Origin of the sequence: Lacinutrix sp. WUR7, assembly GCF_016864015.1 — a bacterium.
Lineage (GTDB): Bacteria > Bacteroidota > Bacteroidia > Flavobacteriales > Flavobacteriaceae > Oceanihabitans.
Genome location: NZ_CP045067.1, coordinates 3,670,041 through 3,694,058, shown reverse-complemented (window position 1 = coordinate 3,694,058; position 24,018 = coordinate 3,670,041). Strand labels below are relative to the sequence as shown.

Sequence of the window (24,018 nt, the reverse complement as noted above, 5' to 3'; positions counted from 1 at the left end):
TGATTTTAAATATACGTTTTTATTTGGTTTGGATATCTTCCATTTCTAGACCTAAAACTAACAATTTATGAAAGGTTGGAAGCATGGCTCCGGTTTCGGTTGTGGTCCAATCGCTCCAAGAAGCTTCTAGTCCGTCAATGGGTAGAATGGAAGTCCACATTTTAAAACTTTTAGGTTTTCCTGTTTCGTCTAATAGCCATAAATACGAATCACCAGGAGTAGAACCACCAGAAGTATAGGTAATTAAAAGTGCATGTTGACCATTATCTAGAGTTACTAAACTTCGTGTTGTTCCGCCATCAAAAACTTTGTAAGGCGCTACGAGCCAAAAGGTATCGTTGTTAAAATAGTCTGTTGCTTTTTGTATTAATTCTTCCGCTAGAATAGCTTCGGTTTTTAAATCTCCTTGATACGCCTCGTTCTTAGAATTATCGTTAAAATCTAAATAGACTTTGTAGTTTTTCCAATAGACTTCACAAGTGTTTTCTTCTTTATTCCACTTATAATGATGTCGCTTTTTAAAAGTGAATTCTATATAATCTGTAGCTTCATATTTTTTATGATCTAGTGCATTCAGCATTTTGTAAGCCAAAGCATCTGCCTGTTTGCCAGTAATTCCCAATGGCAAATCTTCGTTATATTTAAAATATAAAAAACCAAAAAACAGGAAGGTTGGTAAGGTTAGGAATATAATGGCTCCTGAAATTATTTTTAATACTTTTTTTACGCTTGTTTTTTTCTTTCTCATGAAAGTGTATTTAATTATTGAAGGATTGCTTTGTGTTTCGCAATGCCCTTATATTTTGTTTTTTATCGCTTTTGCTAATACTTTTGCTGCTTCGGGATATTCTCTAAACCAAAGTTCAGGTTCTATAAGTTCTAATTCTGAAAGTGCAATGTTACCATTATTATCTTCAAAAATATCGACTCTTGCATACATTGGCATTTCTGCACATGCTTTGGTGCAATTTTCAGCAAATGCTATTTCTGCCTTAGTAGGTTCGTGGATTTGGATGGTTCCTCCAAAATCATCTTGCACTCTAAATTCTCCTGGTTTGGCTGTTTTTAAAATAGCGTGTGTAAATTTTCCGTTAAAAACCATCATGGATATTTCCCCTTTTTTAACAATATTATATTGAAAGGGTTGCAGCATCATGGCTTCGGTTTTAATTAATTCGGCAAAGATGCTTTCATGTGAAGCAAGGTTGCTTTTATTTAATTTATAGGTATGTCTTGCAGCTCCAGAAATACAAGGTTTTAAAACGGTTTCTTGTAAATTGAATTTGCTATGTAATTCTTGTAAAGTTTCGGTAGCACCTTGTTCAATAAAATGCGTTTCTGCGATGTGGACGCCATTTTTCTGTAAATCTAAAAGATAATGCTTGTCAATATTCCAACGGATAATGGCTTCCGAATTTAATAAAGTCGTCTGCTTAGATACTTTTTCTAACCAAATAGAAAAGGCTTCAAAACGATGAAAATAATCCCAAGTTGCTCTAAAAATGGCATATTTGGTAATGGTCCAATCAAAAGTAGGATCATCCCAAGAAATACGTTTCACCTTTAAACCTTGCGCTTCTAATGCCTTTTGAACGATTACATCTTCGTTTAAAACATTTTGAACATACGCATCCTTTTTCTTGGGGTTTATATATTCTTTTTGGGTTAGTATTACGATATCTAAATGCATCTAAATAATATTTCTAATCGCTTCTCTATGACTTAAAGGAGCTAATATATGGTTTTGTACAAATTTTAAAACGGCTTCGGGATTGCTTTTTTCATATTCACGTAAAGTCCAACCAATGGCTTTTTGAATAAAAAACTCCTTAGATTCTTTATGTTCTAAGCATAATTGAAACAGTAATGCTGCATCTGTTTTTTCTTTATATCCCAGTTGAAATAATAATACGCTTCTATTTAACCACATATTTTCATGTTTTGAAAAGGAATATATTACTTCTGGTATTTGATCAGGAAATTGTTTTAAATAATTACCTAAAATCCATTTTGCAATATAGTCTACCGTGTCCCACCAACTATTGGTTATTATTAGTTTTTCTATGTAATTAATATCTTCTTTTTGGTAGTTGTTTTTAAAATGTTTTTCAAAAAGTTCCATACCGCAATGGTGTAGTTCCCGTTGTGGTTCTGCATACAATTCGAAGGTAATAGAAATAATATTTGCTTTTACTTCCGGACTATGTTCTTTCACCGAAGCCTTTAAAATATCCCGACGCGGTTTCGATTTAACACCATAAAGCTCGAATTTATTTTTTAAATACGCTTTCATTTGCTGCGCGTATTCTGCATTGGAATTCTTGTGGAAACTTTCTTTTAAATGTGTAATGAAATCCATGATTATTTATTAAAAATAATAATAAATATAAAAAAGTATGTCTAATAAGAAAGGCATTTTGTTATTTTGAGCTTGTCGAAAAATCTTGTTATTTAATAATATAGATTTCTCCACTTTGGCCGAAATGACAATAGTTTTACTTTTCAGACAGCCTTATTATTAAAACCCTACTGCTGTATCATCGCCACGCGGGTCTGCACCACCTTCTAATTTTCCGTTATCTAAAACCAAAATAGCATCTACTTTTCCAATAACAGGAGCGTCTTCTTCATTGATATGATATCCTTTTTGTTTTAAATTGTTTATTGTTTCTGAAGGAAAAGAATTTGGTTCCATCATAATTTTATCTGGTAACCATTGGTGATGAAAGCGAGGCACATTTACTGCTTGTTGCATATTCATTTTATATTCATGCACATTTAAAATGGTTTGCATTACCGAAGTAATAATAGTAGAACCTCCTGGAGTTCCAACCACCATATGAAGCTTTCCGTTTTTCTCTACTATGGTTGGAGTCATAGAACTTAGCATGCGTTTTTCTGGCAGAATACTATTTGCTTCAGCACCAACTAAACCGTACACATTTGGTACTCCTGGTTTGCTAGAGAAATCGTCCATTTCATTATTTAAAAAGAAACCCAATTCGCTACAAAATAGTTTAGAGCCAAAACCACTATTCAGGGTTGTTGTAACAGAAATCGCATTCCCAAATGGATCAACAATAGAGTAGTGGGTGGTTTCATCGCTTTCTATAATTTGTACTTTTCCGTGGGATACATCTTCTGATTTCGTTGCTTTTTCAAAAGAGAAATCTTGCATTCTGTTTTCTAAATACGTTTTACTTATTAATTGCTCTTGCGGTACATTAACAAAATCTGGATCGCCTAGATAAAAACTTCTATCTGCGTAGGCACGACGTTCTGCTTCTGTGATTACCTGAATGGCTTTTTCTGAGTTGTGGCCTAGTTTTTCTAGTGGATAGGGTTCAATCATTTTCATGATTTGCGCTAAACAAATTCCGCCACTAGAAGGAGGTGACATGGAAATAATATTTAAATCATCATACGAAAATGTAACTGGTTTACGCCATTTTGGTTCGTAGTTTGCTAGGTCTTCTTCGGTTACAATTCCGCCATTATTTTGAATGTGTTTTGCTAGTATTTTTGCGGTTTCCCCTTTGTAAAATTCATCCGGACCATTGTGCATGATTCTGGTAAGTGTTTCGGCAAGATTATTATATTTAATAGTGTCGTTTTCTTTCCAGGCTTTCGTAAATAGAAAATCTTCGGTATTTGTTGTTTTAAAATCTTCTTGTTTTTCAGCAATTCGTAATTCTTGATTTTTGGTAACAATTACTCCTCTTTTAGCAAGTGCAATTACTGGTTTTAAAATGGTTTCAATAGGTAGTTTTCCAAAGCGTTTGTGTGCTGCAAAAGTTCCAGCAACGGTTCCAGGAATACCAACAGCAAGTGCGCCACGAGTACTTAAATTAGGAATGACATTACCAAGCGAATCTAAATACATGTTTTTTGTCGCTGCAGCAGGTGCTTTTTCTCTGTAGTCTAAAGCGCCAATCTCTCCATTCTCTAAACGATACACCATAAAACCACCACCACCAAGATTTCCTGCATAAGGATATGCAACTGCTAAAGCTAAATCTGTGGCAAGCATAGCGTCAAAAGCATTTCCGCCTTGTTGCATGACTTTGCTTCCTATTTTAGAAGCTTCTTCACGAGCAGAAACAACCATTGCTTTTTCGGTGATTAGTCCGGTAGCTTGTTTTTTGGTTTCTGTTTTACAAGAGAAAAAAGCAATACTAATCAATAAGATTAAAATGTAGTTTTTCATAATTATTATATTTGGTCTTCGACTGCCCTCAGACGGAAATTTTTATTTGATAGTTACACTGAGTGTAGTCAAAGTGCAATTTATCTATTTTCTATTTCTATTAATTTCTTCTTTGAAAACTGAATTAATTCTTCAAAAAAGCGTGTAAATTCATCTTCAAATTCATTATAAAATTCTTGTAGTTCGTTTACTGCTAAATTCATTTTAGAACGGTTTTCTGTTCGTTTATTCATTCCGACTAAAACTTTAGAAATACCTTCAATGGTTGCATAGCTTAGTAACCAATTATCTGCAATCATATATGGCATCATTTTTTGAATACGACTAGGAAGCATTTCAAAATTATCTTGTAAAGAATCGTAAAAAGTATCCACATATGTGTCTAATGGCATATCAGAATAGTTGCTCCAATTTTTAGCGAGAAAATGGTCATAGAGTATATCGACTATCACACCAGAATAATGTCCGTAATTTTTATGTAAACGTTTGGTGCTTTCTCTAACCGTTTTATGTGCATCTGTAAATGTGTCTATTTGGCGGTGTAATAATATTCCGGTTTGTATGTCTTTTGGAAACTTCAGGTATTTCTTACCACGTATACCATCCGCAATAAAATTACCAATAGTTACAGACTCGTTATTCCCAGAAAGATAAATGTGTGCGAGAAAATTCATAGTATTTCCCATGAAAACGGGAATCTTTTAGTTAGACTTTATTCTGACAGTGAATTTACAAATTCATACTATATAAATACAACTTTGAAATACTATATTTGTATTTAAATATAAAATATAATTTATGACCTTAATAAAATCAATTTCTGGAATTAGAGGAACTATTGGCGGACAAGTAGGTAAAAACCTTACACCAATTGATGCTGTAAAGTTTGCGGCAGCTTATGGTACTTGGATAAAAGAACAACGCGATAAAGAAAATTATAAAGTGGTTGTTGGTAGAGATGCTAGAATTTCTGGTGCAATGATTCAGAATTTGGTTATGAATACTTTAGTAGGTCTTGGTATTCACGTGGTAGATGTAGGTTTGTCTACAACACCAACCGTGGAAATTGCTGTACCAATGGAACATGCAGATGGAGGAATTATTTTAACAGCAAGTCATAACCCAAAGCAATGGAATGCCTTAAAGCTTTTAAATGCAAAAGGAGAATTTTTAAATGGTGTAGAAGGAGAGAAGATTTTAAATATTGCGGAAGCAGATACCATGGAATTTGCAGAAGTAGATGATTTAGGAAAAATAACAAAAAACCAAGCATATATTGATTTACATATTGATGCTGTTTTAGATTTAGACTTGGTTCATGTAAAAGCTATAAAAGATGCAGGTTTTAAAGTGGTTGTTGACGGGGTGAATTCTACAGGAGGAATTGCTATTCCGGAGTTATTAGAACGCTTAGGAGTACATCCTATTAAATTGTATTGTGAGCCTAATGGACATTTTCCGCACAATCCAGAACCGCTTAAAGAGCATTTAACAGACTTGTCTGAAATGGTGGTTAAAGAACGAGCAGATTTTGGGATTGTTGTAGATCCAGATGTGGATAGATTAGCTTTTGTGGATGAAAAGGGAGAAATGTTTGGAGAAGAATATACATTAGTTGCATGTGCGGATTATGTATTAAGTAAAACACCAGGAAATACCGTAAGTAACATGAGTTCTTCTAGAGCGCTACGTGATGTTACCGAAAAATATGGCGGAACTTATGAAGCAAGTGCAGTAGGAGAAGTGAATGTAGTAGAATTGATGAAAAAAAATCACGCAGTAATTGGAGGAGAAGGTAATGGAGGAATTATTTATCCTGCAAGCCATTACGGTAGAGACTCTTTAGTAGGTGTTGCTTTGTTTTTAAGTTTATTAGCGGAAAAAGATATGCCCGTAAGTGCATTGCGTAAAACGTATACCAGCTACTTTATGAGTAAAAAGAAAATACAACTAACACCTCAGATTGATGTGGATGCCATTTTGAAAACGATGGAAGCTCGTTATGCTAATAAAAACATAACTACTGTAGATGGTGTTAAAATTGATTTTCCAGAAAACTGGGTCCACTTACGTAAAAGTAATACAGAGCCAATTATTAGAATTTATACCGAAGCAAAATCGCAAGAAATAGCAGATAACTTAGCAGATAAGTTTATAAAAGAATTAAAGGAAATAGCAAATATTTAGGTAACTAACCTAATTAGATTAAATACGTTTCATTATGTTAATAGATGATAAACCGAAGGAGTATAGTACAGCCTTAGAAGAATACTTTGCTGTATTTAGAAAGGGCATTGTTGGTATAGATCAAGAATTTGAGTCTCCTTATGGAACTCAGAAAATTGTGTATTCCGATTGGACAGCATCTGGACGTTTATACAGACCAATAGAAGATAAATTATTAAAGGATTTTGGTCCTTATGTTGCCAATACACATACAGAAACAACGGTTTCTGGTACTGCTATGACCATGGCTTATCACAAAGCTAAAGAAATTATAAAGAGACATGTAAACAGTAATGACGAAGATGTGCTTATACTAGCAGGAAACGGTATGACTGGAGTTGTTAATAAGTTTCAACGTATTTTAGGTTTAAAAGTGCCAGAGAATATACGCAAGTTTGCCAACATTCCAGACGAAGTTAAACCTGTTGTTTTTATTTCACACATGGAACATCATTCGAATCAAACTTCTTGGTTAGAAACAATAGCTAAAGTCGAGATTATTCCTGCTAATGAAGAAGGGTTAGTATGTGTAAAGGAATTAGAAAAGTTATTAAAGAAATACAAAAACACAACATTAAAAATAGCTTCTATAACAGCGTGCAGTAATGTTACTGGTATTGAAACTCCGTATCATGAAGTCGCCAAATTAATGCATCAAAATGGAGGTGTCTGTTTTGTAGATTTTGCCTGTTCTGCTCCTTATGTAGATATAGATATGCATCCAGAAGATATAGAAGCGGCAATAGATGCTATATTCTTTTCACCACATAAATTTTTAGGTGGTCCAGGTAGTTCTGGAGTTTTGGTTTTTAATAAGAAATTGTATCACAATATGATTCCCGATTGTCCCGGAGGAGGAACCGTTGCATTTACAAACCCTTGGGGAGAACATAAATATATTGCCAATATTGAAGACAGAGAAGATGGTGGTACACCTGGATTTCTTCAAACCATTAGAGCTGCTTTGGCTATTAAATTAAAGGAACAAATAGGTACCGATAATATTATTGCTCGTGAGCATGAAATTATGACAAAACTTTTTGAAGCTTTTTTAGCAATACCTAATCTTCATATTCTAGCAGCACAGCATAAAAATAGATTGGGTGTTTTATCCTTTTATATAGAGGATTTACATTTTAATTTAGCGGTTAAACTATTAAACGACAGATTTGGAATCCAAACTCGTGGTGGTTGTAGTTGTGCAGGTACTTATGGACATTATTTACTTCATGTAGATTATGAAACTTCTCATGAGTTAACCGATGAAATTATGCTAGGAAACCTTTTTAGAAAACCTGGATGGATTCGTTTATCTATACATCCAACTCTTACATGTAAAGAAATTAAATACATCTGTGATAGCGTAAAGGCGCTTGCAGAAAACCATGAAGCTTGGAGCAAAGATTATATTTATAATAAGGATAATAATGAATTTGAACACAAAAAATTTTCAAATAAAATAAAAGATAAACAACTTATAAATTCTTGGTTTGACTTTTAGTTATTGAAATTTAGCAGGAATACTATCTTTATGTTTCCAGCGATTGTGTGTCCATAAATAATATTCTGGAGCACTGTAAATTTGCTCTTCTACTAGCTTTAAAAACATATCTGTAATTTCGTAGTTTTTATAATCATTGGCATTTTTAGCTAGGGTTTTAAAAGTCGTTTCGTAGTAGCCACGTTTTATTTTCTTCACGCCAAAGAAAACTACAGAGGAGTCTAAGCGTTTTGCGAGCATTTCTGCTCCTGTGTGCACAGGAACTTTAATTCCCATGAAATCATTCCAATGATACGCTTTATTTACTTTTGGTGATTGGTCAGATACAAAACCACTTATAGATAATTCACCTTTTTTAATAGACTCCATTAAAACAGGAATGGTTTCTTTTGTGGTTATAAGTTGTGTGTTGTATTTGGCTCTTTTTCGTTTAATTAAACGATCAAAATATTTATTAGCTAAACGTTTGTATACACCATATCCTTTATGTTTTACAAATTTTTGAGTAATAAAAATCCACTCAAAATTTGCATAATGTGCACACATTAAAACAATATTTCTATTTTCTTTTTCTAGTTTATGTATTTCTTCAATGTTTTTAAGCTTAAAACGTTTTATCATTTCGGCTTCAGAAATGGTTAAAGATTTTACAGATTCTAAAATCATATCGCATAAATGATGATAGAATTTTTTAGAAATCGTAGTGATTTCTTTTTCCGTTTTATCAGGAAACACAAGCTCTAAGTTGTATTTTACTGTTTTTTTTCTATACCCAATGATATAGTATACCAAATAATATAAACCATCTGAAACAACGTATAAAATTCTAAACGGAAGAATAGAAATAACCCATAAAAGTGGATAAATTAAAATGTAAGCTAGAAATTGCATGAAATAATTTTAGATTTGCAAGAACAAATATATGTTATATTTGATTTAAACGTTTCAAATTTATGGGCAATTTAAGTATTGTAACAATAGTAATTATTGTAGCAAATGTATTAATATCTTACAAAGGGTTTAGTGATTTTAACTTTTTCGAAAAATATAAGTTTCAAGTTGGTGCTATAAAACGTGGCGAAAAATTTAGAATGTTTAGCTCCGGGTTTTTACATGTAGACACACAGCATTTATTGTTTAATATGCTAACGTTATACTTTTTTGCAGATATCGTTGTGCAAGATTTAGGAACGTTAAGCTTTGTGCTTGTTTATGTTGGTAGTTTAATGCTTGGTAGTTTATTGTCTTTGTATTTTCATAAAGATGAATACCATTACAGTGCTGTTGGCGCAAGTGGAGCAGTAACTGGTATTTTGTATTCCGCAATTCTATTGCGTCCAGAAATGAGCTTGTATATGTTTTTTATTCCAATACCAATTCCTGCTTATGTTTTTGGAATAGGTTATCTTCTTTATTCTATTTACGGAATGAAAAATAAAACGGATAATATTGGTCACGATGCACATTTTGGTGGTGCAATTGGTGGTTATATAATAACACTACTTTTAGCGAATTGGCTTTTTGAAACCAATCTATTAATGATTGGATTGTTAGCTATACCAATTGTATTGTTGTTTGTGTTAAAACGAATGGGTAAGATCTAATAGGTCTTAATCAAGGAGCAAAAAAAATGTCATTTCGACCAAAGTGGAGAAATCTATATTATTAGTAATTAGCTAACAAGATTTTTCGACTATGCTCAAAATGACAAAATAATTATTTTTAAATAATCGCTATTTTAGTTAAGTAATTCTGCTATTTTATTCTCTAAAGCAGCACCTCTTAGGTTTTTAGCAATAATCTTTCCTTCAGCATCAATTAAATAAGTAGCAGGAATAGAATTAATATTAAATTGTTTAGCAATAGGATCATTAAAATATTGCAAGTTAGAAACGTGATGCCAAGTTAGTTTGTCTTTTTCAATCGCATCCTTCCAAGCTTGCTTCGCATCTTTTTGTTGTGGTGTACCATCTAAAGATACGCCAATAATTTCTAAACCTTTACTGTGGTATTTTTCATAAACTTTTACAACGTTCGGATTTTCTTTTCTACAAGGTCCACACCAAGCAGCCCAAAAATCGATAATAGTAATTTTTCCTTTTATATCATTTAAGGCAATCGTTTTTCCTTCCGGGTTTGGTCCTGAGAAGTTTGGAGCAACACTACCAATTGCAGTATTTGCATTTGCAGTAATATACTCTGCAATTACTTTTCCTGCACGTGTATTTTTTACCACTTCATCAAAATTAGCGTATATCTCTTTGATTTTTGTAAACTCTAATTTGTTAGTTGATAAAGCACGTTCTAAAATAAGACCAGATAAAACGGCATCATTATTTTTAGTCATAAAGTTTAAATCGTTTGCATCATTTTCTTCCATCATCACTTCGTATTCTTTACGTAAACTAGAAATTTTAGAAGTATCTTGTTTTTGTTGTGCTAATTTAAATTCTTCTGTTAGATGATTACTCCTTGTTCGTATTTTCTTGATAAACTCTTGGTAGTCATTAAAATAGTTGTTTTCTTTTCCTCCTTTAATATTAGATGCAAAGATGCTATCTGTATAGACTGTTAAATCTATAGTTTCGTTTTCAACAATAAGAGGAAGACTTCCTTTAATGCCTTCAATAGTTAAGAAGTACATATCTGGATTTTCTATTTTTCCTTTTAATGTAAATGTTTTTTCATTTATTCTAGTGGAATCTATTATAACTGTTTGTCTTCCTTCTGCTCTAAATAATTGCACCAAACTATTGTTTTTAACATTGTCTAAATTTCCATTAATTAAAAATCCATCAGTTTTTTCTTTGTTACAAGAAATAAGAAAAATAGAAATACATAAAAAGGATATAATACGTTGCATAAATTGTTTTTTTGTGCAAAGATAACAGTTATTACTTATTTATTTTCAAAATGTAAATATGTTAGTTTTATTTTAACAATTGCTTACTTTTGTGGTATGATATTAAACGATACTATAATTGCATTAGCAACACCTTCAGGAGCTGGAGCAATTGCTGTAATAAGACTTTCTGGTCCAGAAGCTATTACTATTTGTTCTTCCTTTTTTAAATCTATTCATAATAAAGATTTAAATAAACAAAAGACACATACTATTCATTTAGGGCATATTATAGAAAAAAAGAAAATACTGGATGAAGTTTTGGTTTCTGTTTTTAAAAACCCAAATTCGTATACAGGCGAAAATGTCATAGAAATTTCTTGTCATGGATCTATATTTATTCAGCAGGAAATTATACAATTGTTTTTGCGTAATGGTTGCAGAATGGCCAATGCAGGGGAGTTTACTTTACGTGCTTTTTTAAACGGAAAACTAGATTTAAGTCAGGCTGAAGCAGTTGCAGATTTAATAGCGAGTGATAATGAAGCATCACACCAAATTGCAATGCAGCAAATGCGTGGTGGTTTTTCTTCTGAAATTGCTAAACTACGTGAAGAACTTTTAAACTTTGCTTCTTTAATAGAATTAGAGCTAGATTTTGCAGAAGAGGATGTGGAGTTTGCAGATAGAGCGCAATTTAAATCGCTAGTAGAAAGAATTGTTTTTGTGCTAAAACGATTAATAGATAGTTTTGCTGTTGGTAATGTCATTAAAAATGGTATTCCTGTTGCCATTGTTGGAGAGCCCAACGTTGGTAAATCTACCTTGCTTAATGCACTTTTAAACGAAGAAAGAGCTATTGTTAGTGAAATTGCAGGAACTACAAGAGATACTATTGAAGATGAAATTGTTATTGGCGGAATTGGTTTCCGATTTATAGATACTGCAGGAATTAGAGAAACGAAAGACGTTGTTGAAAGTATTGGTATCAAAAAAACTTTTGAAAAAATAGAACAAGCACAAGTTGTTGTTTATTTGTTTGATGCCGAAAAATTTAAGACCAATAGCGAAAAATTTATTATAGAAATTGAAAAAATTAAAAATAAATATCCTTTAAAGCCTTTATTAGTTATCGCTAATAAGTTGGATAAACTTTCTAATGTTGAAGTGGAAGCTTTGCAAAGTTCTATAGATAACCTTCATTTACTATCTGCAAAAACAGGAATAGGAGTAGAGGAGTTAAAAGATAAACTATTAGGTTTTGTAAATACAGGAGCTTTACGCAATAACGAAACTATTGTTACCAATTCTAGACACTATGATGCATTACTTAAAGCTTTCGAAGAAGTAACTAAAGTAAAATATGGTTTAGAATCTAATTTATCTGGAGACTTACTTGCCATAGATATTAGACAAGCACTTTATCATTTTGGTGAAATTACAGGCGAAATTACTAGTGATGATTTGTTAGGTAATATATTTGCTAACTTCTGTATTGGAAAATAACTATTTAATGAAATAATAGCTTTTTATTAGTTATCCCTTGATTGTTATAAACTCGGACAATTCCATAATTCTGCTTGATGAAAGGTGTGGATAATCTCCATGTTTTTGCTTGTATATTTTCTTGCTTAAAAAGACGCTTTCCTAATAGGTCGTATACTTCTAATTTTGAAATATTCTGGTTTGACGTTATATAAATTTCTTTGGATTTTCTTAAAAAGGAAACTGAAGTTTCTTGTGTATCGTTTTCATTTATTGAAAGTTGCACATCACTAGAACTGTTGTAAACAGAACCATTTGTATTGTTTTTAAAAGCAATGAAATAACGGTCTAAATGTGTTCCTTGATCAACGTTCTCCTGAAAATCTAAATCGTTTAGTAAGGTGTAGGTATTGTATAGTGCGTCAAATAAAAAGACATCAATATCGGAGTCGAAATTTTCTAAAGTATCTAAAGCTATAGAAATATCTCCAGCATTAGAAATAAACATACTCAATGGATATTGTTTGTTATCCTGAAAAGCGCCAACACCTTGTATTACGTAATTTTCATCTTCTATAATCCAATTAAGGTCATTTGGAAAATTATCTAAACTTAATGCATCATACCCGTAGTCAACTCCGTCGGAAGCTGCGTTATTAGGAGTAAAACCTAAGAGTAAGTGTTTTATATAGCCGGTTGGCATAGTGAAATCGATTCTAACACGTTGGATATCGCTATAAGCCATAGCTGTTGCTGTATTCTTGGAAAATGGATTGGCGCTCATTAATGTGCTAGTAAATAGCAGCATAAGGCATAAGTAGGTTTGTTTATTCATTTTGTTAGGTTTTAAATGAATTGATATGATTTGGGACTGCGAAGATATGTGATTTTAATAAAAAAAATCTATTAAAAGCATAATTAATCGATGAAATACATGTTTTTTTCTTGTGCGTTTGGGTTAGAATGTGGATAGCAACTGTATTTTATCTTTGTGTTTTATTTGGATAACAGCTCGTAATGATAGATATAGTATGCGTTTGTAGAAATGCATAGCAAAAAAAAAGCGACCCAAAAGGATCGCTATTTTAATTTGTAATTTCGGATGTATTCGTTATTGTTTTACTACAATTTTCTTGTTAATGAGCGCATTATCTGAAGTTCGTACTTTAATTATGTAGGTGCCTTCTGATATTTTCTTAACCGGAAGTCTACATTCATGAGATAAAGGTGCATTCGTTCCATTCCAAGATTTCACTGTTTGACCCAATAAATTTACTAAGTACACTTGTTTAATATCTACAGAAGTTGGAACATTAATATAGATTTCACTAGTTGCCGTTAAGTAGTTTATTACTACGTTAGAGAATTGCTCGTCAGGAGTATTTAATGCGCTTCCATCTTTAAAACTAATAAAGTACCTATCGCTATGGCTTCCTGGATCTAATGTGATTTGATAATGGGTATCATTGATTCGCGTGTAAGTTTCTAATAAAGCATCATATACAAATACGTCAATATCTTCGTTAAAATTTTCCAGTTCTGCTAATGTAATCTGTATGTTTCCAGTAGTACCCAAATCTATGGTTACCGGATACATATTCTCGTCATTGAATGCTCCAACACCTTGAATTACATATTTTTCACCTTCTATGATAAAGGACATGTCGCTTGCAAAGTAATCGGTGTTTAAGGCATCGTAGCCATAATCCACTCCTTCACTAGCTTCATTGTTTGGTGTGAAACCTAATAGTAAATGACGAACGGCATTTTCCGGAGATTTAAAATCAATACGGATTAATTGATTTTCATTTCCATGATCATCAGATTGCTGATCTCTATTTTCTGTTCGCATAAAAACGGAATTACCACTCGTTTCTTTTATGAAAACACGTTGACTATTATTAAACTCGAATGTTCCACCAGCCGGCTTAGCAGTTACCATAAAACCTTGCCCAACTGGGATGAAGCGTTTAGGTAATGTAGTAGCATTTCCAACGCCATTTATTTCAGGAGGAGAAACGGCAGCAACTCCACCACCTAATAGATTGTAATAGGCATATCCACCTTCATAGGCCGCTGTTACATGCGAATTATTGCTTGGTGCATGTTCCCAATATCTTATCGTACCATCGAGTAATGTAGTTTGGTTACTTGCAATGACTGCATTAGCATCTATTGCGGATGGGTATGGATTTCCAATTAAAGACTCATTTCCAATTACAGGATCTATACTTGCACTTATGACATGTGTTATATCTCCATTATTAGGCTGGCCTACAAAGGTGTAATTTTGATAGGCAGTTGAATTTCCGCTTCCTTTCATGGTGAAACCTAAACCAACATTAATAGCGTAGGTTTGATCAATTCGGTGCCAATTGATGTAAGAATCGTATGCATAATTTTCAAATAAATATAACCAACGACTACTCATAGTTACCGGAGAACCTCCATTTGCATCATGAGCCGGCGTCCAATTTACAGGAGAAGTACCATCATATAGCACACTTCCAATTTGATACGTATTCCCATCTGAACTTACAGGGGATGACCAGTAGTTGTAATTATATAAGTTGGTTGTTCCTTGTTGATCCCTGTGTAAGTTACCATTTCCTGTATAATCGACTATACTTCCAATTGGTTGTAGCAACTGCGATTCACCTTGTAAATCTAAAATTCCATTTATTTTTAGGTATTTATTCACTATTAATGGTTGATCATTTGCAATACTTAATGTATTATTCTCAACTATTAATCCGAGCAAAACTGTTTTGCTTAACACGGTTGCTGGTCTATTTGTAATGACATTCGTTTCGGTTTGTACAATATTCCATGTTTGCTCAAAGCCATTTATACTATTTAATTTAGAGTTTGGTATTTGTTGAACTGAAGGACTCGACCATGTCGTGCTTAAATCCCAATCTGTGCCTGCGATAGAGACATATGGTATCGGAGCCGTTTCTAACTGATCAGTCGTCATTTTATTTAGATTTCCAGCTATTGGATTTGCAGTAGAAATATCTTGAATCATTCCTCCTGAAACAGATGCTTGTGATCCTGACTTCATTTGGTAATAACCAATCAAACTATTCCACTGTAAACCACCACTTATATTTAAAGGAACAACAACACCTGAAACATCGGTGCCATTAGCTTCAATTTCCTGATTCATCATTTCACGAATTTGCGTTTGGGATATGGCACTGTTCCAGATTCGAACTTCATCAATACCACCTCCAAAGAAATTTGTAGCACTATTGTTTGTTCTATCCATTGCACCAATAAGTGCTTTATTCGTATTTACTAATGGAGAAGCGCCCGCAGTTGCTGCTCGGATAACAAAACCATCAATATACATGGTGTAATTTGCACCATCATAGGTAACAGCTACATGATACCATTTGGTGTTATTCATAGTTTGTGTTGCAAATATTTCACTGTTATTCCAACGGAAATATAGTCTATTACCTATTAGACTTAAATCGTAACCAGAATTTAAATTATTACCATTTCGTTTAGATATAATGGTTTGTGTTCCTGAAACGGTATTTGGTTTTATCCAAGCTTCTATACTAAAAGAACCTGTATCTAATCCATAATTATCTGCAAAACTTATATTGTCATCTGTTCCATCAAAGACTAAGTTATTCGCACAATTAGGAATCGTGATTTCTACTGTATCGGTTGTGTCACTGCAAGGCGAAACGTTAGTTACTGTCCATGTTAATATATATGTTTCCCCGCTTTCTCCCGTAAAAGATGCATTATAAGCGGTTGGATCTGAAAAATATCCTGTATTAGGAGTAGCTGTCCAGTTTCCTGTAGTATTATTTGCGGCTAGTGTAACAGTTGTGTCTGAACAACTAGTTGTTAATTGATCTGGACCGGCAGCTGCAATAATAAAAGGAGTAATCTCTATATCTATACTATCTGTAGCCTCTAAACATGGACCTGTTGGGATATTTGAGGTAAACGAAAGCGTTACAGTTCCTGTTTCACCAATACCAAAAGTGTAGGTTGGTGCTAAGTTATAGATATCATCAAATGTTCCTGTGCCTGAAGTGGACCAACCAGAGCCTACGTTTCCTACCGTAGTTCCAGGTGTTAGACCAGCTTCGAGTAATATGGATGCATTAGATTGACAAACTGTTTGTGGTAAAGTATTAATAGCTACAACAGGTGCTTCATTAACTGTGATAATCCCAGTAGCTGTTTTAACATCACAACTGGAGGTGGTCTGAAGGGTATAATTAAAGGTACCTACCTGAGTCGGTGTCCCTGTAATAATAAATTCTAATCCATCGAAAGTTGTGGTTAAGCCTGCTGGTAATCCCGAAATACTTGGTGGTGTTAAACCTCCTCCAATATCATAAGTAATATCAGTTATTGGTGCATTTTGACAAACTATTTGATTATCTGTTCCTACTGGAGTTGTTAATCTAATGAAAGTAGATAATGTAGCAAATGAGATGTCATCTAATCCAAAATCATTTCCAGAGGCTGAATTGTTTAGATTTCTAATTTCTAGATCCACAGAAGTTTGGGTAGGACCGGTAGTATAAGTACCATAGAATCGAGTCCAGTTATCAGATCCAGGATTATTATTATCAGGGCGATTTGGTAGTGTAGGGGTAGTTCCAACATTGGTACCATTTATATTAAATGTTAATCGGGCTCTTCTAGAAGTTCTCCATTGGTAATTTAAACTCATACCATAAGCCGAAAAATAATAAGTGGTGTTTGGAAGAACGGGAACATTAGCTTGCTCCCATACAATTAAAGAGCTTCCAGCTCCATTAACAGCCATGAAATTTCCGGATCCTGTAGTATGATCTGCACCCCAAAAATTATTATGAACATTCTGGCCGTTTGTTGTTATGGAATACGTGTTTTGAGGTTGTAATTCATTGTTGCCAGCTACATCTTCCACGTAAGTATATCCGTTAGTAAAACCAATATTTCCTAGAGAAAAATCTCCGTTGGTAACGAGTTCTGAAGCGACATTTTGTATTGCTGATTCGGAACAACCATTGGCAGTTACACCTAAAACTTGGTATTCACCTGCGGTATCAACATATATAGTATTCCCATATTGCACGGGATCTGTAAGCCACGTCCAACTAGTAATTGGTTGATTTGAAGTTGCTACTAATTGTACCATTTGACTTTCGTCTTGTGATGTACTTGGATCATCTGTAGGACAATACTCAGCCTGAATTATAATTTCTGGCGAAGGAAACACATTTACTGTTACCGTTTCCGTTTCAGGACAGCCATCACTATTTGTTACGGTTACGGTATAATCTGTGGTAATCGTAGGGTTTACTGTTATATTATTATTTGTAGTTGAAGCTGTTGATGCCGTTGCGGGTAATCCAGCGTTTGCACCTGTATTTGCTGTCCATGTATACTCAAAAGTTGTACTAGCTGTAGCTCCTTCCACTTGAAAGTTATCTACTAAAACATCAGGTCCGTTATTGCTAAAACCAAAATAGTACCCGTCAGAAACTTGTAAGGCTATATCAATTCTGTTGACATTATTTGCTGCGGCTGGTAATGCCATTAATGCTTCCTGCCATTGTGTACCTGAGTTATTATTATTCAAGAATACATCATCTAAATAAACAAAATCGGCAATGTTAGTACTGTTAATTCTATAATATACATCAACGTACTTATCATCACCTCTAGTGTTTGTTCTTCTTGTTTGAAAATAGACTCTGAGATTTTCATAATTGGAGAGGTTAGCACCATTTATAGTAAACACCCAATAACCTGTGTTATCAGAAAATCTTGCGTCATCTTGTCTTAGAGCATTTCCTGCTGTTCCATTATTTGAAAATGCATTTCCACCAGTAACTCTACCATTGCCCGTTCTAAAAGGCATATTAAAACCTTCTGTTACAGCAGATGTAATTCCTGGCGCTTCTTGTCCATTTAAGGCAGCATAATTTCCTCCAGAATTAAAATTATAATTAACAAGAGTTTCATTAAGCGTACCTGCTCCTAGTACATTTACATCTAAAATACTAGGATCACCAGCACAAACAGGATCCTCCGAAACCGTTACTGAATTAATTACGGGTATATCTAACACTTCCATACTATTGGTTGTAGCACTACACCCATTAGCATCATTGAAGGTAAAAGTTACAAACCCAGGAGTAACACCTGTTATAGATCCTGTGTTTGTTATGGTTGCAACACTAGAATTACTACTAGTCCATGTACCACCAGTTGCAGGTGAAGCACTATTTATTTCATTAACACAGATGGTTGTAGGTGCAGATGCTATTGGCAATGCATTAATAACCACATTATTCGTAGTACTTGAACATATTGTTGTGTTATCTTGAAACGCAAAGGTTACGTTTCCAGGAGCAACAGGTGTAATCACACCAGCGTTAGTTACCGTAGCAATACCGGTATTACTACTTGTCCACGTTCCACCTGTATTTGGTGTTAGCGTTCCCGAATTTCCCATACAAATTTGTGTAGGAGCTGTTGTTGTTGGTGATGGATGTACTATAACAGAAATCGTATTACTCGGTTTAGGTAAAATACAAGCAGATAAACTCGATTGCATTTCTACATAAATAGTATTTGTACCAACTGGCAAAGTTGTAAACGGTGTAAATGTTGGACTATTTGTCCCAAAAGAAGTACCATTAATAAACCATTCATATATAGGTGTGGCACCGCCATCAAAAGGTGTTCCTGTAAAAGTTAAATTTTCGCCATTACAAATTTCATTATTAGCGTCATCAGAAAGAATACTTACACTTGCGCTAGCTGCAGGGTCTATAACGGTTACCGTAGCTGTACATGTTGATATATTACCAGATAAATCTCTAACCGTTAATATTACAGTATTGCTTCCTAAATCAGAACAATCGAAAAGTGTATTATCTAAAGATATGGATTGAATACCACAATTATCAGTAGATCCATTATCGATATCAGTTGCTAATACGGTTACGCTTCCTGTTACGTCTAATGTCACGGTTATATTTTGACAAATGGCTATTGGAGGTGTTGTATCTGTAATGATTACGTTTTGTGTTTGTGTTACTGTATTTCCATTTCCATCATTAAAAGTCCAAGTAACGATAGTTGTTCCTTGAGTTGTAATTGGGAACGTTGCACTAGTTGTACCTGTAATAGTTCCAGCACAGTTATCTGTAGTTGTTGGTGGTGTTAAGGTAACTGAACATTGATCATTGACTGCGGTTAAAGTGGGTATGACAGGATTCGTTGTATCATCGTAATTATAAGTTTGCGGAACCGAAATGGTATTTCCGTTACCATCATCAAAGATCCAGTTGATTGTTGTGCTACCACCTTCAACAAATGATAATGTATCAGACGTTGTTCCAGTAATTGATCCAGCACAAACATCAGTCGTAGTTGGAGCGGTTAAAGTTCCGTTACAATCTACAGTAACAGCAGCTAAAGTTGGAGCAACCGGATTCGTTGTATCATCGTAATTATAAGTTTGCGGAACCGAAATGGTATTTCCGTTACCATCATCAAAGGTCCAGTTGATTATTGTGCTACCACCTTCAACAAATGATAATGTATCAGACGTTGTTCCAGTAATTGATCCAGCACAAACATCAGTCGTAGTTGGAGCGGTTAAAGTTCCGTTACAATCTACCGTTACAGAAGCTAAAGTTGGAGTTACAGGATTCGTTGTGTCATCGTAATTATAAGTTTGCGGAACCGAAATGGTATTTCCGTTACCATCATCAAAGATCCAGTTGATTGTTGTGCTACCACCTTCAACAAATGATAATGTATCAGACGTTGTTCCAGTAATTGATCCAGCACAAACATCAGTCGTAGTTGGAGCGGTTAAAGTTCCGTTACAATCTACAGTAACAGCAGCTAAAGTTGGAGCAACCGGATTCGTTGTATCATCGTAATTATAAGTTTGCGGAACCGAAATGGTATTTCCGTTACCATCATCAAAGGTCCAGTTGATTATTGTGCTACCACCTTCAACAAATGATAATGTATCAGACGTTGTTCCAGTAATTGATCCAGCACAAACATCAGTCGTAGTTGGAGCGGTTAAAGTTCCGTTACAATCTACCGTTACAGAAGCTAAAGTTGGAGTTACAGGATTCGTTGTGTCATCGTAATTATAAGTTTGCGGAACCGAAATGGTATTTCCGTTACCATCATCAAAAGTCCAGTTGATTGTTGTGCTACCACCTTCAACAAATGATAATGTATCAGACGTTGTTCCAGTAATTGATCCAGCACAAACATCAGTCGTAGTTGGAGCGGTTAAAGTTCCGTTACAATCTACCGTTACAGAAGCTAAAGTTGGAGTTACAGGATTCGTTGTGTCATCGTAATTATAAGTTTGCGGAACCGAAATGGTATTTCCGTTACCATCATCAAAAGTCCAGTTGATTGTTGTGCTACCACCTTCAACAAATGATAGTGTATCAGACGTTGTTCCAGTAATCGATCCAGCACAAACATCCGTTGTAGTAGGAGCTGTTAAAGTTCCGTTACAATCTACCGTTACAGCAGATAGCGTTGGAGCAACCGGATTCGTTGTATCATCGTAATTATAAGTTTGCGGAACAGAAATGGTATTTCCGTTACCATCATCAAAAGTCCAGTTGATTGTTGTGCTACCACCTTCAACAAATGATAGTGTATCAGACGTTGTTCCAGTAATCGATCCAGCACAAGCATCCGTTGTAGTAGGAGCGGTTAAAGTTCCGTTACAATCTACAGTAACAGCAGATAGCGTTGGAGCAACCGGATTCGTTGTATCATCGTAATTATAAGTTTGCGGAACCGAAATGGTATTTCCGTTACCATCATCAAAGATCCAGTTGATTGTTGTGCTACCACCTTCAACAAATGATAATGTATCAGACGTTGTTCCAGTAATCAATCCAGCACAAACATCAGTCGTAGTTGGAGCGGTTAAAGTTCCGTTACAATCTACAGTAACAGCAGCTAAAGTTGGAGCAACCGGATTCGTTGTATCATCGTAATTATAAGTTTGTGGAACAGAAATTGAATTTCCGTTACCATCATCAAAGGTCCAGTTGATTATTGTACTACCACCTTCAACAAATGATAATGTATCAGACGTTGTTCCAGTAATCAATCCAGCACAAACATCAGTCGTAGTTGGAGCGGTTAAAGTTCCGTTACAATCTACAGTAACAGCAGCTAAAGTTGGAGCAACCGGATTCGTTGTATCATCGTAATTATAAGTTTGCGGAACCGAAATGGTATTTCCGTTACCATCATCAAAAGTCCAGTTGATTGTTGTGCTACCACCTTCAACAAATGATAGTGTATCAGACGTTGTTCCAGTAATCGATCCAGCACAAACATCCGTTGTAGTAGGAGCTGTTAAAGTTCCGTTACAATCTACCGTTACAGCAGATAGCGTTGGAGCAACCGGATTCGTTGTATCATCGTAATTATAAGTTTGCGGAACCGAAATGGTATTTCCGTTACCATCATCAAAAGTCCAGTTGATTGTTGTGCTACCACCTTCAACAAATGATAGTGTATCAGACGTTGTTCCAGTAATCGATCCAGCACAAGCATCCGTTGTAGTAGGAGCGGTTAAAGTTCCGTTACAATCTACAGTAACAGCAGATAGCGTTGGAGCAACCGGATTCGTTGTATCATCGTAATTATAAGTTTGCGGAACCGAAATGGTATTTCCGTTACCATCATCAAAGATCCAGTTGATTGTTGTGCTACCACCTTCAACAAATGATAATGTATCAGACGTTGTTCCAGTAATTGATCCAGCACAAACATCAGTCGTAGTTGGAGCGGTTAAAGTTCCGTTACAATCTACAGTAACAGCAGCTAAAGTTGGAGCAACCGGATTCGTTGTATCATCGTAATTATAAGTTTGCGGAACCGAAATGGTATTTCCGTTACCATCATCAAAGGTCCAGTTTATGATTGTACTACCACCTTCAACAAACGAAAGCGTATCAGTAGTAGTTCCTGTAATTGATCCAGCACAAGCATCCGTTGTAGTAGGAGCGGTTAAAGTTCCGTTACAATCTACAGTAACAGCAGATAGCGTTGGAGCAACCGGATTCGTTGTATCATCGTAATTATAAGTTTGTGGAACAGAAATTGAATTTCCGTTACCATCATCAAAGGTCCAGTTGATTATTGTACTACCACCTTCAACAAATGATAATGTATCAGACGTTGTTCCAGTAATCAATCCAGCACAAACATCAGTCGTAGTTGGAGCAGTTAAAGTTCCGTTGCAATCGACAGTAACAGGAGCTAAAGTTGGAGCAACCGGATTCGTTGTATCATCGTAATTATAAGTTTGCGGAACCGAAATGGTATTTCCGTTACCATCATCAAAGGTCCAGTTTATGATTGTACTACCACCTTCAACAAACGAAAGCGTATCAGCAGTAGTTCCTGTAATTGATCCAGCACAAGCATCCGTTGTAGTAGGAGCGGTTAAAGTTCCGTTACAATCTACAGTAACAGCAGCTAAAGTTGGAGCAACCGGATTCGTTGTATCATCGTAATTATAAGTTTGCGGAACCGAAATGGTATTTCCGTTACCATCATCAAAGGTCCAGTTTATGATTGTACTACCACCTTCAACAAACGAAAGCGTATCAGTAGTAGTTCCTGTAATTGATCCAGCACAAACATCAGTCGTTGTTGGAGCGGTTAAAGTTCCGTTACAATCTACAGTGACAGAAGCTAATGTTGGCGTTACAGGATCTGTTGTATCATCATAATTATAGGTTTGCGGTACAGAAATCGTGTTTCCGTTGCCATCATCGAAGATCCAGTTGATTGTAGTGTTTCCACCTTCAGAAAAACTTAGCGTGTCTGTTGTCGATCCAGTAATATTTCCAGCACAAACATCAGTCGTTGTAGGAGCAGTTAATGTTCCGTTACAATCTACAGTAACAGGAGATAAAGTTGGCGTTACGGGATCTTCATTATCTGTAACTATTACATCAAAATTACAGCTGTTTCCCGTTGGCATATTAAGAGCATCACGTTCTACATAAGTGACTGTGGTTATACCAACAGGGAAAGTGTCGCCATCACCTAAACTGGTTATTAAAACCATAGAGCCACCACTTATATCTGTCGTTGGAAGTGCAAATGTTACTACTGCACTACAAACTCCTGGATCTACATTTGCAGATACTGTAGAACCTGGACAGGAAGTAATACTCCTAAATATAGAATTACTTAAATCATCAGCTTGATAATCAGAAAACAAAGCGGCTTCCGTATTTAAAGACGTATTGTTGTATGCGCTAGTTGAAGTTGTGTCAAGGAATAGGTTCTTAACATTTGTCGAAAATCCATTATAACTATTAATAAAAATAGTTGTGAAAAGCGAGAAAAACAGTAGGTTTTTTTTCATAATAGCAATCATTTTATAGGTCGAGCCATTGGCATAACACCATGACAAAATCATATTCATTAAATAATTTGCTATTAATCTTAATGAGAGTGTCAAAAATATAGTTAGTTATTCTTCCAAAAGAATTTAATCGTTAAACTACTCAATTATTCTTTGAAGTTGTTGTGGGACACTTTTATTGATAATCAATGCAATTAAAAGGTGTTCTTAATGAATTAGAAAGGTATGTTTTATTAGTCCATTGAAAGCGATTTGTAGATGTAAAATAACGACGTGAAAATATGATATTCAGACTGTTATATGATCATTTTAAAATGACGCTATTCCGTGAGTATGTATTTCAA

The 24,018-nt window shown here is 34.7% G+C and carries 13 protein-coding genes; 4 read left to right on the top strand and 9 right to left on the bottom strand.

The window, feature by feature from the left end:
- Positions 1 to 19: 19 nt before the first annotated feature.
- The 5 genes from FG167_RS16055 to FG167_RS16035 form a co-directional block, all read right to left on the bottom strand.
- Positions 20 to 748, bottom strand: coding sequence for a hypothetical protein (locus tag FG167_RS16055; RefSeq protein ID WP_203459224.1), 729 nt, complete (start codon positions 746 to 748; stop codon positions 20 to 22).
- A 48-nt stretch (positions 749 to 796) separates the two neighbouring features.
- Positions 797 to 1,690, bottom strand: a complete 894-nt coding sequence (locus FG167_RS16050) for a RimK family alpha-L-glutamate ligase (RefSeq protein ID WP_203459223.1) — start codon at positions 1,688 to 1,690, stop codon at positions 797 to 799.
- Positions 1,691 to 2,359 (bottom strand): DNA alkylation repair protein, encoded by a 669-nt coding sequence (locus FG167_RS16045; protein WP_203459222.1) that lies wholly within the window; start codon positions 2,357 to 2,359, stop codon positions 1,691 to 1,693.
- A gap of 159 nt (positions 2,360 to 2,518) precedes the next feature.
- Positions 2,519 to 4,207 carry a gamma-glutamyltransferase gene (gene ggt / locus FG167_RS16040; protein ID WP_203459221.1) on the bottom strand — a complete coding sequence of 563 codons (1,689 nt, stop codon included), beginning with the start codon at positions 4,205 to 4,207 and terminating at the stop codon, positions 2,519 to 2,521.
- Positions 4,208 to 4,287: 80 nt separating this feature from the next.
- The gene (locus FG167_RS16035; protein ID WP_203459220.1) at positions 4,288 to 4,881 is read right to left on the bottom strand and encodes an ACP phosphodiesterase; all 594 of its coding nucleotides are present in this window, start codon (positions 4,879 to 4,881) and stop codon (positions 4,288 to 4,290) included.
- Positions 4,882 to 5,005: 124 nt separating this feature from the next.
- Here FG167_RS16035 and glmM point away from each other — a divergent pair, with 124 nt between their 5' ends.
- A complete protein-coding gene (gene glmM / locus FG167_RS16030) occupies positions 5,006 to 6,394 on the top strand; it encodes a phosphoglucosamine mutase (RefSeq protein WP_203459219.1) in 1,389 nt (462 codons plus the stop codon).
- Positions 6,395 to 6,428: 34 nt separating this feature from the next.
- Positions 6,429 to 7,934 carry an aminotransferase class V-fold PLP-dependent enzyme gene (locus FG167_RS16025; RefSeq protein WP_203459218.1) on the top strand — a complete coding sequence of 502 codons (1,506 nt, stop codon included), beginning with the start codon at positions 6,429 to 6,431 and terminating at the stop codon, positions 7,932 to 7,934.
- On the opposite strand, the gene FG167_RS16020 is transcribed toward FG167_RS16025, so the two are convergent.
- Positions 7,935 to 8,825, bottom strand: a complete 891-nt coding sequence (locus tag FG167_RS16020; RefSeq protein ID WP_203459217.1) for a lysophospholipid acyltransferase family protein — start codon at positions 8,823 to 8,825, stop codon at positions 7,935 to 7,937.
- 62 nt (positions 8,826 to 8,887) lie between these two features.
- On the opposite strand from FG167_RS16020, the gene FG167_RS16015 reads away from it, so the two are divergent.
- A complete protein-coding gene (locus FG167_RS16015; RefSeq protein WP_203459216.1) occupies positions 8,888 to 9,538 on the top strand; it encodes a rhomboid family intramembrane serine protease in 651 nt (216 codons plus the stop codon).
- Between the two features lie 134 nt (positions 9,539 to 9,672).
- On the opposite strand, the gene FG167_RS16010 is transcribed toward FG167_RS16015, so the two are convergent.
- Positions 9,673 to 10,797: a TlpA disulfide reductase family protein gene (locus FG167_RS16010; protein WP_203459215.1), complete on the bottom strand. Its 1,125-nt coding sequence runs from the start codon at positions 10,795 to 10,797 to the stop codon at positions 9,673 to 9,675.
- 96 nt (positions 10,798 to 10,893) lie between these two features.
- Between FG167_RS16010 and mnmE the strand changes: the two genes are divergently transcribed.
- The gene (mnmE, locus tag FG167_RS16005) at positions 10,894 to 12,282 is read left to right on the top strand and encodes a tRNA uridine-5-carboxymethylaminomethyl(34) synthesis GTPase MnmE (protein ID WP_203459214.1); all 1,389 of its coding nucleotides are present in this window, start codon (positions 10,894 to 10,896) and stop codon (positions 12,280 to 12,282) included.
- 4 nt (positions 12,283 to 12,286) lie between these two features.
- Here the strand turns inward: mnmE and FG167_RS16000 are convergent, their stop codons facing one another.
- Positions 12,287 to 13,096: a hypothetical protein gene (locus FG167_RS16000; protein ID WP_203459213.1), complete on the bottom strand. Its 810-nt coding sequence runs from the start codon at positions 13,094 to 13,096 to the stop codon at positions 12,287 to 12,289.
- Positions 13,097 to 13,372: 276 nt separating this feature from the next.
- Positions 13,373 to 23,674 (bottom strand): LamG-like jellyroll fold domain-containing protein, encoded by a 10,302-nt coding sequence (locus tag FG167_RS15995; RefSeq protein ID WP_203459212.1) that lies wholly within the window; start codon positions 23,672 to 23,674, stop codon positions 13,373 to 13,375.
- Positions 23,675 to 24,018 lie beyond the last annotated feature (344 nt).